This window comes from Saccharothrix luteola (genome assembly GCF_020859565.1).
Classification (GTDB): Bacteria; Actinomycetota; Actinomycetes; order Mycobacteriales; family Pseudonocardiaceae; genus Actinosynnema; species Actinosynnema luteola.
The window spans coordinates 223833-239175 of sequence record NZ_JAJHUO010000003.1 but is presented as its reverse complement, the minus strand read 5'-3'; the positions used below and the strand labels follow the sequence as shown (position 1 = coordinate 239175).

16 protein-coding genes are annotated in these 15343 nt (G+C 70.8%); 8 read left to right on the top strand and 8 right to left on the bottom strand.

The window, feature by feature from the left end; all coding sequences use genetic code 11:
- Positions 1-88 precede the first annotated feature (88 nt).
- Complete coding sequence (locus tag LNK82_RS04495) at positions 89-622, top strand: TIGR03086 family metal-binding protein (RefSeq protein ID WP_230565637.1); 534 nt, start codon at positions 89-91, stop codon at positions 620-622.
- Between the two features lie 415 nt (positions 623-1037).
- Here LNK82_RS04495 and LNK82_RS04490 read toward each other — a convergent pair whose 3' ends face one another.
- The 4 genes from LNK82_RS04490 to LNK82_RS04475 all read right to left on the bottom strand — a co-directional run bounded on the left by LNK82_RS04490 (position 1038) and on the right by LNK82_RS04475 (position 4851).
- On the bottom strand, positions 1038-1553 hold the full coding sequence (locus tag LNK82_RS04490; protein WP_230565636.1) for a DUF4262 domain-containing protein: 516 nt from the start codon (positions 1551-1553) through the stop codon (positions 1038-1040).
- Between the two features lie 162 nt (positions 1554-1715).
- Entirely contained in the window at positions 1716-2465 is a 750-nt protein-coding gene (locus LNK82_RS04485) for a YebC/PmpR family DNA-binding transcriptional regulator (protein WP_230565635.1), read from the bottom strand.
- A gap of 18 nt (positions 2466-2483) precedes the next feature.
- Entirely contained in the window at positions 2484-3089 is a 606-nt protein-coding gene (pdxT, locus tag LNK82_RS04480) for a pyridoxal 5'-phosphate synthase glutaminase subunit PdxT (protein WP_143192976.1), read from the bottom strand.
- Between the two features lie 517 nt (positions 3090-3606).
- The gene (locus tag LNK82_RS04475) at positions 3607-4851 is read right to left on the bottom strand and encodes a trans-sulfuration enzyme family protein (RefSeq protein WP_230565634.1); all 1245 of its coding nucleotides are present in this window, start codon (positions 4849-4851) and stop codon (positions 3607-3609) included.
- A 74-nt stretch (positions 4852-4925) separates the two neighbouring features.
- Between LNK82_RS04475 and LNK82_RS04470 the strand changes: the two genes are divergently transcribed.
- The gene (locus tag LNK82_RS04470; protein ID WP_230565633.1) at positions 4926-5390 is read left to right on the top strand and encodes an Lrp/AsnC family transcriptional regulator; all 465 of its coding nucleotides are present in this window, start codon (positions 4926-4928) and stop codon (positions 5388-5390) included.
- A gap of 16 nt (positions 5391-5406) precedes the next feature.
- Here LNK82_RS04470 and LNK82_RS04465 read toward each other — a convergent pair whose 3' ends face one another.
- Complete coding sequence (locus LNK82_RS04465) at positions 5407-6996, bottom strand: M28 family peptidase (RefSeq protein ID WP_230565632.1); 1590 nt, start codon at positions 6994-6996, stop codon at positions 5407-5409.
- Positions 6997-7299: 303 nt separating this feature from the next.
- Between LNK82_RS04465 and LNK82_RS04460 the strand changes: the two genes are divergently transcribed.
- Positions 7300-9168, top strand: coding sequence for an acyl-CoA dehydrogenase family protein (locus tag LNK82_RS04460; protein WP_230565631.1), 1869 nt, complete (start codon positions 7300-7302; stop codon positions 9166-9168).
- A gap of 38 nt (positions 9169-9206) precedes the next feature.
- Positions 9207-9584, top strand: a complete 378-nt coding sequence (locus LNK82_RS04455) for a DUF6292 family protein (RefSeq protein WP_230565630.1) — start codon at positions 9207-9209, stop codon at positions 9582-9584.
- On the opposite strand, the gene LNK82_RS04450 is transcribed toward LNK82_RS04455, so the two are convergent.
- Both LNK82_RS04450 and LNK82_RS04445 read right to left on the bottom strand, forming a co-directional pair.
- Positions 9581-9889 carry an AzlD domain-containing protein gene (locus LNK82_RS04450; RefSeq protein ID WP_230565629.1) on the bottom strand — a complete coding sequence of 103 codons (309 nt, stop codon included), beginning with the start codon at positions 9887-9889 and terminating at the stop codon, positions 9581-9583. The two genes, LNK82_RS04455 and LNK82_RS04450, sit on opposite strands and share 4 nt — an antisense overlap.
- Positions 9886-10563 carry an AzlC family ABC transporter permease gene (locus tag LNK82_RS04445; RefSeq protein ID WP_230565628.1) on the bottom strand — a complete coding sequence of 226 codons (678 nt, stop codon included), beginning with the start codon at positions 10561-10563 and terminating at the stop codon, positions 9886-9888. The genes LNK82_RS04450 and LNK82_RS04445 overlap by 4 nt, the downstream gene beginning before the upstream one ends.
- 56 nt (positions 10564-10619) lie before the next feature.
- Between LNK82_RS04445 and LNK82_RS04440 the strand changes: the two genes are divergently transcribed.
- From LNK82_RS04440 to LNK82_RS04430, 3 genes are all read left to right on the top strand, one after another.
- Positions 10620-11177 (top strand): helix-turn-helix domain-containing protein, encoded by a 558-nt coding sequence (locus LNK82_RS04440; RefSeq protein WP_230565627.1) that lies wholly within the window; start codon positions 10620-10622, stop codon positions 11175-11177.
- Between the two features lie 88 nt (positions 11178-11265).
- Positions 11266-11511 carry an antitoxin gene (locus LNK82_RS04435; RefSeq protein ID WP_230565626.1) on the top strand — a complete coding sequence of 82 codons (246 nt, stop codon included), beginning with the start codon at positions 11266-11268 and terminating at the stop codon, positions 11509-11511.
- Positions 11508-11915 carry a type II toxin-antitoxin system VapC family toxin gene (locus LNK82_RS04430; protein WP_230565625.1) on the top strand — a complete coding sequence of 136 codons (408 nt, stop codon included), beginning with the start codon at positions 11508-11510 and terminating at the stop codon, positions 11913-11915. Before LNK82_RS04435 ends, LNK82_RS04430 begins: the two co-directional genes overlap by 4 nt.
- A 49-nt stretch (positions 11916-11964) precedes the next feature.
- Here the strand turns inward: LNK82_RS04430 and pdxS are convergent, their stop codons facing one another.
- Positions 11965-12912 carry a pyridoxal 5'-phosphate synthase lyase subunit PdxS gene (pdxS, locus tag LNK82_RS04425; RefSeq protein WP_372470398.1) on the bottom strand — a complete coding sequence of 316 codons (948 nt, stop codon included), beginning with the start codon at positions 12910-12912 and terminating at the stop codon, positions 11965-11967.
- 236 nt (positions 12913-13148) lie between these two features.
- On the opposite strand from pdxS, the gene LNK82_RS04420 reads away from it, so the two are divergent.
- Positions 13149-15203, top strand: coding sequence for an elongation factor G-like protein EF-G2 (locus tag LNK82_RS04420; protein ID WP_230565624.1), 2055 nt, complete (start codon positions 13149-13151; stop codon positions 15201-15203).
- Positions 15204-15343 lie beyond the last annotated feature (140 nt).

The window sequence follows — 15343 nt, the reverse complement described above, 5'->3', positions numbered from 1 at the left end:
GTGGCCTATCGCACAGCCTCGGGGTGCGGGCCGGTTCAACGTTTGGTGCACTCGTGGGGTGGATCTGATCGAGGCTCACGGACGCGCGATGACGGAGTTCGACTCGCGGGTGCGCTTGGTGCGCCCCGAGCAGTGGGACTGGGGCACACCCTGCAAGGAGTGGTCGGTCCACGACCTGGTCAACCACTTGGTCCACGAGCAGCTGTGGGCGCCGGAACTGCTGGCCGGCTGCACGATCGAGCAGGTCGGCGACCGGTTCGACGGCGACCAACTCGGCCACGACCCGCTGCACTCGTGGGTGCTGGCGGCAGCCGCGGCTCGCGAGGCGTGGATCGCGCCGAAAGCGCTGCTCAAGCCCGTGCACCTGAGCTACGGCAAGGCGACGGCGGTCGAGTACGGCTGGCAGATGACGTCCGACCTCGCCGTGCACGCCTGGGACCTGGCGCGGGCGATCGGGGCGGACGACCGGATCGACCCGGACCTCGCCGAGGCGGTGCTGGAGTACATGGAGCCGAACGCGGGGGCGTGGGCGGCGAGCGGGCTGTTCGACCCGCCGGTGCCGGTGCCCGACAACGCGGACCCGCAGACCCGGCTCGTCGCGCTGCTCGGCCGGACGCCGTAGCGGGCGGTGGAGCCGGCGGTCGCGGTGGCTGCCGGGCAGGGACGGCCAATCCGGTAGTGGCCGGTCACGTGATCGTTCGGCTGATCGCGGTTCGGATGGTGGTGGGCACCGAGGGGAGAGCCCATCGGAGGCTCTCCCCCACGGCCTCTTCCTTGGCACGGGCGGGGCCCCCGTGACCAAGCCTCGTCGCGCGCGCCCCGCCCCGCGCAGCTCCCCGACTACGCGGGACGGGGCGCACCTCCCCCTCGCGGTGTGCGTAGCCCCCGACAGTCGACGCACAGGCCATTGATAGCCCTCGGACGTTGTCAGCGGTCGGTGGGCGTTGCCCTGACAACATTTCCCGGACAACGACGTCGGGCCCCGCCGCGTGGTGCGGCGGGGCCCGGACGGTGCCGAACAGTGCTGGTGGGGTCGCTCAGGGACCGGTGACGCCCGGCTCCCAGCTCTCCGGCCGGCCGCTCTCGGTCAGCAGCAGCTGCCAGTCGCCGAAGCCCATCGGCGCGTCGTGGTGCCACGGGAACTTGCCGTCCGCGGTGGGCAGGATGATCTGGAGGGCGGCGAAGTCGCCCTTGCCGTAGAGCAGGAACGCGCTGCCGAAGAACTCCGGGTAGAAGCCCTTGAAGACGCGCTCGAACGTGACCGGCACACCGCCCAGGAAGTCGTAGTAGAGCCGACCGGGCACGAACCGCTCGCCACGCCTGGCGCGGTCGACGTACGCGCGGATGAGCACCTGCGCGTGCTCGGGCGGCAGGCCCAGGACCACGGCCTCGGCGACGCCGAACCGGCGCCACGCGCCGACGGAGAACGAGTAGCCGGCGCCTTCGTCGTCCTCGGGCACGGTGACGACGGCGTGACCGTGCTGCTCGGCCTGCGTCAACAGCCAGTTGCGCAGGTTGATGTCCTGGACGGAGGGGGCGGAGGGGTTCGACACCCGGCCATTGTGCCCGTTGCGGGCGTCAACCCCGCATAAGCGCGGCCGCGACGTGCCCCGGTCGGACGACAGGTCGGGACGGCGACGGCCCCGCCGCGGCAACTGCCGCGAAGGGGCCGTCGGGTTCAAGGCCGGCCCGGAGGTCGGATCCGGAGGTCGGGCTCAGTCGACCTCGGCCATGACCTCGTCGGAGACGTCGAAGTTCGCGAACACGTTCTGCACGTCGTCGCAGTCCTCGAGCGCGTCGATCAGCTTGAAGATCTTCCGCGCGCCCTCGGCCTCCAGCTGCACGGTCACCGACGGCAGGAAGTTCGCCTCCGCCGACTCGTAGTCGTAGCCGGCGTCCTGGAGGGACTTGCGCACCGCGACCAGGTCACCGGCCTCGGACACGACCTCGTAGCTCTCGCCGAGGTCGTTGACCTCCTCCGCGCCCGCGTCGAGCACGGCCATCAGCACGTCGTCCTCGGACAGGTCGCCCTTCGGCACGATGACCACGCCCTTGCGGGTGAACATGTACGCCACCGAGCCCGGGTCGGCCATCGAGCCGCCGTTGCGGGTCATCGCGGTGCGGACCTCGGACGCGGCCCGGTTGCGGTTGTCGGTCAGGCACTCGACCAGCACCGCCACGCCGTTGGGGCCGTAGCCCTCGTACATGATGGTCTGCCAGTCCGCGCCGCCGGCCTCCTCGCCACCGCCGCGCTTGCGGGCGCGCTCGATGTTGTCCAGCGGCACGGAGTTCTTCCGCGCCTTCTGGATGGCGTCGTACAGGGTCGGGTTGCCGTCGGGGTCGCTACCGCCGGTGCGGGCCGCCACCTCGATGTTCTTGATCAGCCGCGCGAAGAGCTTGCCGCGCTTGGCGTCGATTGCGGCCTTCTTGTGCTTGGTGGTCGCCCACTTTGAGTGGCCGCTCATCTTTCCTCCGTCGAATACTCAGCCCGCGGCACGGACCATGTCCACGAAAAGGCGGTGCACCCGCCCGTCGCCGGTCAGTTCCGGGTGGAACGAGGTGGCGAGCACGTGCCCCTGCCGAACCGCGACGATCCTACCGGCGGCCTCTCCGGCGTCTTCCGTTTCGGGCACCCGGGCGAGTACTTCCACGTCCGATCCCGCCGATTCCACCCACGGGGCGCGGATGAACACCGCGTGCACCTCGCCCACGTCGGTGAAGTCGAGTTCGGCCTCGAAGGAATCGACCTGCCTGCCGAACGCGTTGCGCCGCACCACGATGTCGAGCCCGCCGAGCTGGTGCTGGTCGGGCCGCCCGTCCAGGACCCGGTCGGCCAGCAGGATCATCCCGGCGCACGAACCGTAGGCGGGCATGCCCTCCTTGATCCGGGCGCGCAGTGGTTCGAGCAGGTCGAACGTGGCGAGCAGCCGGCTGATGGTCGTCGACTCGCCGCCCGGCAGCACCACGCCGTCGACCTCGGCCAACTCCTCGGGCCGGCGGATCGGGCGGGCGAGCACGTCGGCCTCGGCCAACGCGACGAGGTGCTCACGGACGTCGCCCTGGAGGGCGAGGACACCGACGACGGACACGGCTGGGTTTCCTCCTAGGTGAACTGCCACCAGCCTAGGTGACCGGGCCGGACGGGTGCTCGTGGCACCCGCCCGGCCGTTCGGTCTTCCCGCGGCGCGCCAGTCGCGCGCCGCGACCCGTTCGGCGGCCTGGTGGGCTGTCGAACGACGGGCTCGGGCGGCTCGCCCGCGCCGCGGAGCGGAGGATGGCGCGGCGAGCACGGGGAAGCGGCGACGCGATCCGGGTGCCGGGTCGAGTCCGGGCCCCCAAGGTCCGGTTCGGTCCGATTCGGCCGGTACTGGTCCGGTTGGCACCAGTTCGGTCCCGTTCGGTCGGCACTGATCCGGTCGGGGACCGGTCAGTGCGCGCAGGAATTCGGAAAGCCGAATCATCCATCGCGTTCACCGGCTTCGCGACATGGCGCGAACCGAAGCGCGCGGTGGCCTGTTGTAGCAGGTCCGGCCGCCGATCGGCTCGATTGGAGCACTCGACGGGGGCCGACTGCGCGCGCCCGGTTCACACCATGACGGCGAAACGCTAGTGGCTGACGGCCCGTTCTCGGAAATCGCTTGAGGAAGACTTGATGTAATCCTCTTCACAATGCCCGGAGAGGGTGCGGTCGTATCCGGAGAGGGCGCGGTCGAGGTCGTCCCAGATGTCCTCGACGTCCTCCAGTCCGACGCTCAGGCGCAGGAGGTTGGTCGGCACGCCGGACGCCTCGCGCGCGGTGTCGGGCACCAGTCGGTGCGTCAACGCGGCGGGGTGCTCGATGAGCGTGTCGACCGACCCGAGGCTCACGGCGGGCGTGATCAGCTCGAGCCTGCGCACGACCGCGGTCGGGTCCTCACGGGTGGTGAACGCCAGCACCGCGCCCGGACCGCGCAGCTGCGTGCCGATCAGGCCGGCCGGGTCGGCGCCGGGCAGGCTCGGGTGCCGGACCAGGCCGGTGCCGGGGTGCGCGTCGAGCCGTGCGGCCAGGTCGATCGCGCTGCGCTGGGCCGCCTCGACGCGGAGCGGCAGCGTGGCCAGGCCCCGGTGCATCAGGTAGCCGCCCAGCGGGTGCAGCACCGCGCCGGTGATGATCCGGATCTGGCGCAACGGCCCGGCGTGCTCCTCGGCGCACGCCACGACGCCGCCGAGCACGTCGCCGTGCCCGCCGAGGTACTTGGTGCCGGAGTGCAGCACGTAGGTGGCGCCGAGAGCGGCCGGGTTCTGGAGCACGGGCGTGGCGAACGTGTTGTCCACCATCACCGGGACGCCGCCCGCCCGGGCGACGATCGCGGCGATGTCGAGCAGGTCCAGGTTCGGGTTGGCCGGTGTCTCGATGACCACCAAGCCCGTGTCGGGGGTGATCGCGTCGGCGACGCGGTCGGCGGTCGCGTAGGTGGTGCGCACGCCGAGCAGACCGGACGACAGCAGGTGGTCGGTGCCGCCGTAGATCGGGCGCACGGCGACCACGTGCGGCTTGCCGGTCAGCACGCACGCGGCCTGCACCACGGCGGTCACCGCGGCCATGCCGCTGCCGAACGCCACGGCGGCCGACGTGCCCTCCAACGTCGCCAGGGCCCGCTCGAACCGGGCCACGGTCGGGTTGTGCAGCCGGGAGTAGACCGGCGAGGCGGCGTGCGCCGCGCCCTCGGCGAGGTGTTGCAGCGCGTGGCCGCCCTCGGCTTGGTCCGGGATCGGGTAGGTGGTGGACAGGTCGATCGGCAGGGCGTGCACGCCCAGGTCGGCGAGATCGTCGCGCCCACCGTGCACCGCCGTCGTTCGCAACCGGGTCATGCGCGAATCTTGGACTTATCGTCGGCTGGTGCGGGTAAGTTCCGCAGGTCGTTCGGCGGTGGGAGGGTTTTGCGGTGCTGGATTCGGTGGACGCGGCGATCGTGCAGGAGCTCCAGAAGGACGCTCGGCTGCCCAACAAGGACTTGGCGGACCGGGTCAACGTGGCGGCGTCGACGTGCGTGGTCCGGCACCGGTCGCTGCGCGAGCGCGGCGTGATCACCGGCTACCACGCGGAGGTCGACCTGGCCGCCATCGGACGGCCGGTGCAGGCGATCATCGCGGTGCGGGTCCGGCCGCACACGAGGGCGATCGTGGAGCCGTTCATGGATTACGTGCTGACGTTGCCGGAGGTGCTGGCGATGTCGCACGTGGCGGGGCCGGAGGACTTCCTGGTGCACGTCGCGGTGTCGGACACGGCGCACCTGCAGCGCCTGGTGCTGGACCGCTTCACCACCCGCCGGGAGGTCAGCGAGGTGCAGACGAACCTGCTGTTCCAGCACGTCCGGAAGCACACCGTGCCGCCGGCGGGTGGTGAGTAGGTGACGGGTGGGTTCTTCAGGAGGTGGTGCGCGATCCCGAGGAGGTGATGCGCACTGAGTGGGATTTGCGCACGCTCTTCACGGTCGGCGTGTCGAAGGCGAAGGTGATGACCGCGGTGGCGATGGCGTCGGAGTTGACGTCCAGAGCCACCGCGTTGACGTTGCCGCGCAGGTCGTAGACGGCGTCCAGTTGCGCGTACAGCGCGGGGTCGGCGCCGTCGTCGACCGGGGTGAGGCTGTCGCACGGCTGGTGGTAGCACGGGTCGAACGCGACGTCCGCGACGCCGCCGTAGCGGGCCGCCTGAGCTGCGGTCTTGATGCCTTCGGCGCCGGTGAACAGGCCACCGGCCGGGATGCCGACCTGGATGAACGGGCCGTAGTCGGACCGGCCGGAGAACTCGGTGTCCTCCGACGGCACGCCGCGGTCGGCGTAGAACTTCTCGAACACGTCCTCGATCTCCGCCGAGCCTGGCGGGATGAACCCGGGCGGGGCGGTGCCGCTGGAGTTGTCACCGTCGTAGACGCCGTTGAAGTAGTTGGGCGAGCCGACCATGTCGAAGTTCAGGTACAGCGCGATCCGGTCCAACTCGGCCTGCGGCAGGGTGGCGACGTAGTGCTCGGAGCCGAGCAGGCCTTCCTCCTCGGCGCCCCACCACGCGAACCGGACCAGGTTGTCGGTCTTGACCTTGGCCATCTGGACGGCGGTCTCCAGCAGCGCGGCGGAACCGGTGCCGTTGTCGTTGATCCCGGCGCCGGCCTGCACGCTGTCGAGGTGCGCGCCGGCCATCACGGTGTTGTCGGCCGAGCCCTCGTGCGACTCGGCGAACACGTTCCACGCGGGGCGTGGTTCGGAGAAGAAGTCGACCTTCACCCGGACGATCCGGGGAACGTTGGTGGCGAGCGCCTCGCCGACCGCGTAGGTGGCGAAGACGACCGGGATCGCGAGGCCCGGGGTGTCGCCGATCGGCGTGGACAGACCCGTGCGGCCCGGCTGTCCCTCGTTGAACAGGACGACGCCGGACGCGCCCGCGGCCTGGGCGTTCAGCGTCTTCTGGGCGAAGCCGCACGTGCCGCGCTGCAGCAGCGCGATGCCCCCGATCGGGAAGCCGAAGAAGTCGGCGGCCTCGCAGCCGCTGCTGTTGGAGTTCGGCGTCGGGCCGGGCGGGATGACGACGTCCACCGGGTAGGCCGGTGCGGCGGCTTCGCCGACGAACGTCGGGGTGAAGTTGTTGCGGGTGAAGTCGCGGTCGACGACGTAGGTGGTGGGGACGGGCGCGAGTTGTTCGAGTTCGGACTTCTCCTCCGTGTAGGGGAAGTCGAACTGCTGCACGGTCGGGGTGTAGCCGGCGGTGGTCAGGGTGTCGACGACGTAGTCGACCGATGCCCGGTAGCCGGGCCGGCCGGCGGCCCGGTCGCCGTGGGTGTCGGCGATGGCCTGGAACGCGTCGAGGTGGCGCAGCACGCCGTCGAGAGTGACGGCCTTGGTGAGTTTGGCCGGTGAGTTGTTGTTGGGGTCGGCGATGGCGGGGCTGGTCACGAGCAGTGGTGCGGTCAGTGCGAGCGCGGCGATGGCCGTGACTGGCTTGGGGTGGTTACGGAACGTCATGGGTTGCCTCCGGAGTGACAGGTTCCACTGATGGGGTCGCCCGGAGGGTGGGGTGTGTTACTCCGTTCAGAGTAAGGGCTTGAGAGATTAAAAGCTGTCCTCGCCGGATGGGCAGATCAGCAGGATGACGGGTTTCGCTGTCCGGCTGGGGTAAGGGACGCACAGCCCCTTGACACGCGCGGTGGGGCGGAGCCAGGTCGGCGGGATGACACGAAGCCCTCCTTTTGAGGGAAGGGCGTGCCAGTGGACGGGGTGGGGTGTTCTCGGCGGGCCGGTGGGGTTGAGCTGTGTTAGCAAGGGGGTATGGGGATCACTGTGGGTGGAGTTGAAGCGGTGCGGGAGTTGCTGGACGGGCGGTGGGGTGAGTTGCGCCGTGGCTCGTTGGAGTTGCTCGGTGGGGTGAAGCCGGCTGGTGAGCTGGGGCGCGAGGAGTACCGGGCCTGGGTCTGGGAGCAGATGCGGGTGTTGGCGGACGGTGGGCACCCGTTGATCGGGTTTCCGGCCGAGTACGGCGGGCGGGACGATGTCGGTGGGTCGGTGGTGGCGTTCGAGGTCCTGGGGTTCGGCGATCTGTCGTTGATGGTGAAGGCGGGGGTGCAGTGGGGGTTGTTCGGTGGTGCGGTGCAGGCGTTGGGGACGGTGGGGCACCACGAGCGGTACTTGCGGGCGATCATGGGGTTGGAGTTGCCCGGTTGCTTCGCGATGACCGAGACGGGGCACGGGTCGGATGTGCAGCACTTGCGCACCACGGCTACGTATGACCCGGACACCGAGGAGTTCGTGGTCGACACGCCGGACCCGTCGGCGCGCAAGGACTACATCGGCAACGCGGCGCGTGACGGGCGGATGGCGGTGGTGTTCGCGCAGTTGGTGACGGGTGGTGTGACGCACGGGGTGCACGCGGTGCTCGTGCCGATTCGCGATGAGCACGGAGCGCCGATGCCGGGTGTGCGCATCGAGGACTGCGGGCCGAAGGCCGGGCTCAACGGCGTGGACAACGGGCGGTTGTGGTTCGAGCGGGTGCGGGTGCCCCGGGCGAACCTGCTCAACCGGTACGGGGACGTGGCGCCGGACGGCACGTACTCCAGCCCGATCGAGGGTGAGGGCAGGCGGTTCTTCACCATGCTCGGCACGTTGGTCCGGGGGCGGATCAGTGTGGCCGGTGGTGCGGGTAGTGCGACGAAGAAGGCGTTGGCGTTGGCCGTCCGGTACGGCGAGGCGCGGAGGCAGTTCACGCGGCCCGACACGGGTGAGGAAGTCGTGGTGCTCGACTACCTGGCGCACCAGCGGCGGTTGTTGCCGGCGTTGGCGAAGTCGTACGCGCTGCACTTCGCGCAGGAGGAACTGGTGTCGGCGCTGCACGACGTGGCGGACGACCGGCAGCAGCGGGAGTTGGAGTCGCGGGCGGCGGGGTTGAAGGCGGTGGCCACGTGGCACGCGACGGAGACGATCCAGACGTGCCGGGAGGCGTGCGGTGGGGCCGGTTACCTGTCGGAGAACCTGATCGCCGGGTTGAAGGCGGACACCGATGTGTTCACGACGTTCGAGGGTGACAACACGGTGCTGCTGCAGTTGGTCGCGAAGGGGTTGTTGACCAGCTATCGCGATCACGTCGGAGACCTGGACCCGTGGGGCATGGCGCGGTTCGTGGCGGACCAGGCGGTGGGTGTGGTGATCGAGCGGACGGCGGCGCGGGCGATCATCGACCGGTTGGTGTCGGGCAGTTCGGACGCGTTGCTGGACCGGGGTTGGCAGGTGCGGCAGTTCGAGGACCGCGAGAGGCACGTGCTGGAGGGGTTGGCCCGGAGGTTGCGGCGCGCGTCGCGGGACGACGCGTTCGACGTGTTCAACGCCGCGCAGGACCACGTGCTGCACGCCGCGCGCGCCCACGTGGACCGGGTGGTGCTGGAGGCGTTCGTGGCGGCGGTGGACCGGTGCGCGGACGCGGAGGCGAAGGGGTTGCTGGACGAGGTGTGCGACCTGTACGCGTTGAGCACGATCGAGGCGGACCGGGCGTGGTTCCTGGAGCACGGCCGGCTCACGCCGCAGCGGGCGAAGGCGGTGTCCCAGGCGGTGAACGAGTTGTGCGGCCGGTTGCGGCCGCACGCGCGGGTCTTGGTGGAGGCGTTCGGCATCCCGGAGACATGGCTCACGGCCCCGATCGCCGGATGAGCGGTCGGGAGCGCGTGGAAAGGTCCAGAATGAGAGGTATGGATGAGAGTGCGCTGATCAGCCTCGGATTGGCCCGGTACGTGCGAGCGGTGGCCGAGGAGATCGGCGTGCCGCCCGAGGGCACCGAGTTCGAGGTCAGCGACACCGCCACCGCGTACCTCGGCCTGGAAGGGCCGGGGCGCGACCTGATGCTGCTGTGGAACGAGCGGCGTGGCTGGTCGATCGCGGTGGAGACCGACCCGACCGAGAAGCCGGTCGTCGTGGCGCACCTCGGCCTGCCGCTCGTGCCGCCGCCGGACGAGGTGGCGCAGTTCGTCGACGACGTGCTGGCCGGCCGGACGGGCGGCGCCGAGCCGGACTTCGGCGCGCCCCAGGACCGTCACCGGTTGGCCGGCCGGTTGCGCGAGTACCTCTAGAACACGCCGGCGAACCGCAGGCCCGCGGTCGTCACGGCGGCCAGCACGACCACGACGACGAACGGCGCTTTGCGCCACGCCGCGACACCGGCGACCAGGACGCCGATCGGCAGGGCGAGGCCCGCGAAGCCCTGGCCCTTGGTGAGCGTGGTCGTGGCGACCAGGGCGAACAGCAAGACGGTCGCCGAGGTGGACATCAGCAGCTTGACCCGGTCCGACAGCGTCAGGCGGTCGCGCAGCAGCGGCCCGGCCAGGCGGAACGCGTAGGTGCCCGCGGCGAGCACCAGGACCGCGGTCAGCGTCACGGCTTGGCCTCCTGTCGTGCGGTGATCAGCAGGCCGCCGAGCGCGAACAGCACCGGGACGCCGGCGGGCAGGAACGGCGTGGCGGCCAGGGCGAGGGCCGCGCCGAGCAGGGCGGCGTGCCGGGTGGCCTTGTCCTTGAGCGCGGGCAGCAGGAGCGCGAGCAGGGCCGCGGGGAACGCCGCGTCCAGCCCGAACGCGGCCGGGTCGCCGATGTTCTGGCCGACCAGCGCGCCCGCGACCACGGCGACGTTCCAGGCGATGAACAGCGCGACGCCGCACGACCAGTAGGCGGCCTTGGCCCGGCGCGGGTCGCTCTGGGCCAGCGCGAACGCGGTCGTCTCGTCGATCAAGAGGTGGCTGCCGACGAGCCGTTGCAGCAGGCCCTTGCCGAGCACGCCGCCGACCGCCAGGCCGAACGGCAGGTGGCGGACGTTGAGCAGGAGCCCGGCCAGCACCGCGGCGGCCGGGCTGCCGCCCGCCGCGACCACACCGACCGCCATGAACTGCGAACCGCCCGCGAAGACCAGCAGCGACATCACCACGGGCAGCCACCACGGCAGGCCCGCGCCGGTGGAGATCGCGCCGAACGAGGCGCCGCTGACCGCGGCGCCGGCGGCTACCGCGGCGACGTCACGCAGCAGCTCGGCATCAAGGGTTCGCCATGTCGAACGCATCGTCTTTTACGATGAACAGTGACAAGACGTTCGTCAAGCCGAACGATTGGACTGTCATGTCGAACACAGGGGCGCCGCTCGACGTCATCGCCGCCTCGCTGCGCCGTGAGCGCGAGCGCGTCGGGCTGTCGTTGAGCGAGCTGGCCAAGCGGGCGGGGATCGCGAAGTCCACGTTGTCCCAACTGGAGTCGGCGAGCGGAAACCCCAGCGTGGAGACCCTCTGGGCGCTCGGCGTCGCGCTCGGCGTGCCGTTCTCGCGCCTGGTCGACCCGCCGACGCCGCGCATCCGGGTGATCCGCGCGGGCGAGGGTCCGGCGATCTACTCGGAACGCGCCCACTACACCGCGACCCTGCTCGCCTCGTGCCCGCCGGGCGCCCGGCGTGACATCTACATGCTCCAACTGGAGCCTGGCCCGGCCCGCGAGTCCGAGCCGCACATGCCCGGAACCGTGGAACACGTGATCGTCAGCACGGGCCGCCTGCTCGCCGGCCCGCAGACCGAGCCGATCGAACTGGGTCCGGGCGACTACCTGCTCTACCCGGGCGACGTCCCGCACACGGCCCAGGCACTCGAACGGGGTACGACCGCCCTGCTGGTCTCGGAGCACGTCTAGAACGCACGGTCGAGCGATCCAGGCGGGCAGCCGATCGGCCGGTAGATCTTGCATGCAGACAGCAACCGCGCCACCTACAGTCGAGGACATGAGCGAGCGCGACACGAAGCCGGTCCACATCCGCGACGTGCCCGCCGACGTGGTCGACACGCTCCAAGCCCGTGCCGGGGCCCGCGGGATGTCGCTCACCGCCTACCTCAGGAACCACCTCGTGGACATGGCCAACAGGCCCACGATGGAGGAATGGACACGGGCCGCCACCGACCGCGGCTGGGGAGTCGACGGCGAAACCATCCAGCGAACCATCCGCGAGGTCCGCGAGGAGGACGAGTGACGGCCTTCGACATGGTGGTCGACTGCTCGGTGCTCATCGAGGTCGTGGCCAACAAGGCGCCCGACCGGATGCTCTTGCGGCGACTGTCGAACTCGACTGCGGCCGCACCGGCCCTCCTCGACGCGGAAGCGCTGGCGGTCTTGCGCCGCATGGAGCGCCGGAAGGAGTCGTCCGGTGGAGAAGCCACCACGGCGTTCTCGTTCATCCGCACGTCCCCAGTCGAGCGGTTCCCGCTGCGAGGGCTGAGCCAGCGGGCTTGGAGCCTGCGGGGATCGATCAGCGCGCACGACGCGTTCTACGTCGCCCTCGCCGAGCAACTGGGTGTGCCCCTCGTGACCACCGAAGCCAACTTGGCCGGTTCGAACGGGCACCAGGTCGACATCGAGGTGTACCTGGTCTCCTGATACGACGAACGGCCCGCCGGTGGTCCGGCGGGCCGCGGTCACGTCGGGTTCACCAGCCGCGCTCGGCCAGGCGGTGGGGTTCCGGGATCTCGTCCACGTTGATGCCGACCATGGCCTCGCCGAGGCCGCGCGACACCTTCGCGATCACGTCCGGGTCGTCGTAGAACGTCGTCGCCTTGACGATCGCCTCCGCGCGCTGCGCCGGGTTGCCGGACTTGAAGATGCCCGAACCGACGAACACGCCCTCAGCACCGAGCTGCATCATCATCGCCGCGTCGGCCGGCGTGGCGATGCCGCCCGCGGTGAACAGGACGACGGGCAGCTTGCCCGCCTCGGCGACCTCGCGGACCAGCTCGTACGGAGCCTGGAGCTCCTTCGCCGCGACGTACAGCTCGTCGGCGGGCAGGTTCTGCAACCGCAGGAGCTCCGCGCGGATCTTGCGCATGTGCGTGGTGGCGTTGGAGACGTCACCGGTGCCGGCCTCGCCCTTGGAGCGGATCATCGCCGCACCCTCGGTGATGCGGCGCAGCGCCTCGCCCAGGTTCGTCGCACCGCACACGAACGGCACGGTGAACTGCCACTTGTCGATGTGGTTGGCGTAGTCGGCCGGGGTCAGCACCTCGGACTCGTCGATGTAGTCCACGCCGAGGGCCTGGAGCACCTGCGCCTCGACGAAGTGGCCGATGCGGGCCTTGGCCATGACCGGGATCGACACCGCGGAGATGATGCCGTCGATCATGTCCGGGTCGCTCATCCGGGACACGCCGCCCTGCGCGCGGATGTCGGCGGGCACCCGCTCCAGCGCCATGACGGCGACGGCGCCGGCGTCCTCGGCGATCTTGGCCTGCTCGGCGTTGACCACGTCCATGATCACGCCGCCCTTGAGCATCTCCGCCATGCCCCGCTTGACGCGGGAAGTGCCGGTGACCTGGGTGCCGGCGTCGGGTGAAGTGGTCACGACCAGCCTCTCTCGAAGTAGGGGGCGAACACCACCCATGGTACGGCCGACGTGGACCGCCGAAGCATGCCAATCAGGCACGTTCTCGGCAGGCCACTTCCGCTTCCTTCGCAGGTAGTGGCGTACGCCACCCACCGACGCGCCGACGTGCGGCGGAGGTGGGGGCGGTCTCCGTCCGGATTCCTCCTGCCGGGTTGGGTGTGGCCGCTTGGGGTTGTCCCCCGCGCCCCACGGGTGTGAGATCGAACACTAAATACTTGTGGAGGGTGGTCCCAATGGGCAGCAAACACTCCGACAACGGCCACTCGGCAGGCGCGGTCGCTGTGGACGACCCGGCCAAGGTCCGCAACGTCGTGCTGGTCGGCCCGTCCGGCTCCGGCAAGACGACGCTCGCCGAGGCCCTGCTCGCCAGCACCGGCGTGCTGACCCGACCAGGATCGGTCACCGAGGGCAACACGGTGTGCGACCACGACCCCGCCGCGGTGCGCCAGCAGCGATCGGTCGGCCTCGCGGTCGCCCCGGTCCAGCACGGCGACATCAAGATCAACCTGATCGACACGCCCGGTTACGCGGACTTCGTCGGCGAGTTGCGCGCCGGCCTGCGCGCGGCCGACGCGGCGCTGTTCGTGGTCAGCGCGGCGGAAGGCGTCGACCCGGCCACGGTCGCGCTCTGGGAGGAGTGCGCGATGGTCGGCATGCCGCGGGCGGTCGTGGTCGCCCGCACCGATCACCAGCGCGCCGACGTGCCGGGAGAGATCGCCGCGTGCCAGGCGGCGTTCGGCGCGGGCGTCGTGCCGCTGTACCTTCCCGACGGCGACGGGCTGGTCAACCTGCTCACCACCGACGACCCCCGCTTCGAGGAGGAGCGCAACGCGCTCATCGAGGGGATCATCGCGGAGAGCGAGGACGAGACCCTGATGGACCGCTACCTCGGCGGCGAGGAGATCGACCAGGCGACGCTCGTCGCGGACCTGGAGACGGCGGTCGCGCGCGGCTCGTTCCACCCCGTGATGCCGGTGTGCGCGGTGACGGGCCTCGGCCTGCCGGAGGTGCTCGACGGCATCGCCCGCGCGTTCCCCTCTCCCCTGGAGCACCCGCTGCCCGAGGTGACCGGCGTGGACGGCATCCCGCAGCCGCGCCTGGCGGCCGACCCGAACGGCCCGCTGGTGGCCGAGGTCGTGCGCACGGCGGTCGACTCGTACGTGGGCCGGGTGTCGCTGGTGCGCGTGTTCTCCGGGACGCTGCGCCCCGAACGCCCGGTGCACGTGTCGGGCCACGGCATGGCCGACCGCGGTCACGAGGACCACGACGTGGACGAACGGGTGGCGCACGTCTACTCGCCGTTGGGCGCGAACCTGCGCGAGGTGCCGTACTGCGTGGCCGGCGACCTGTGCGCGTTGACCAAGCTCGGCTCCGCCGAGACCGGCGACACTGTGTCCGCGCCGGAGAAGCCGCTGCTGATGGCACCGTGGGAGATGCCGGAACCGCTGCTGCCGGTGGCCGTCGTCCCGCGCAGCCGCAGCGACGAGGACAACCTGGCGCGCAACCTGGGCAAGCTGGTCGCGGGCGACCCGACGCTGCGGCTGGAGCGCAACGCCGAGACCCACCAACTGGTGCTGTGGTGCATGGGCGAGGCGCACGCGGACGTCGTGCTGGCGCGGCTGCGCGCGGGCGGCGCGGAGGTCGACACCGAGCCGGTGCGGGTGGCGTTGCGGGAGACGTTCGCGAGCCAGGCCAAGGGCCACGGACGGCACGTGAAGCAGTCCGGCGGGCACGGCCAGTACGCGGTGTGCGACATCGTGGTCGACCCCCTGCCGCGCGGGTCCGGCTTCGAGTTCGTGGACAAGATCGTCGGCGGCGCGGTGCCCAACCAGTTCATCCCCAGCGTGGAGAAGGGCGTGCGGGCCCAGCTCGAACGCGGCCTGTCCGGCGGCCACCCGGTGGTGGACGTCCGCGTCACGCTGGTGGACGGCAAGGCGCACTCGGTCGACTCGTCGGACGCCGCCTTCCAGACCGCCGGCGCGCTGGCGTTGAAGGAGGCCGCCGCGAACGGCAAGACGTGCCTGCTGGAACCCGTCGACGAGGTGACCGTGCGACTGCCCGACGACCACCTCGGCACCGTGCTGGGAGACCTGTCGAGCCGACGCGGCCGAGTGCTCGGCACGGAGGCGGAAAGCCCGGGCTACACGGTGATCCGCGCCGAGGTCCCCGCCACCGAACTGCTCCGCTACGCCGTGGAACTGCGCTCCCTGACCTCGGGCACCGGCACTTACACCCGCCGGTTCAGCCGCTACGACCCGCTCCCCCAAGCCCTGGCAACGCAGAGGTAAACCGGCCACACGGCAAACCGAACGACCCCAAACCCCACCACGCCCCCGAGGCCCTCACCCAACCGCCCACAACGGACCCGCAACCTCCCCACCGAGGCTCGATTTGACATGGGCCCTTACGGGCACCATGTCAAATCGAC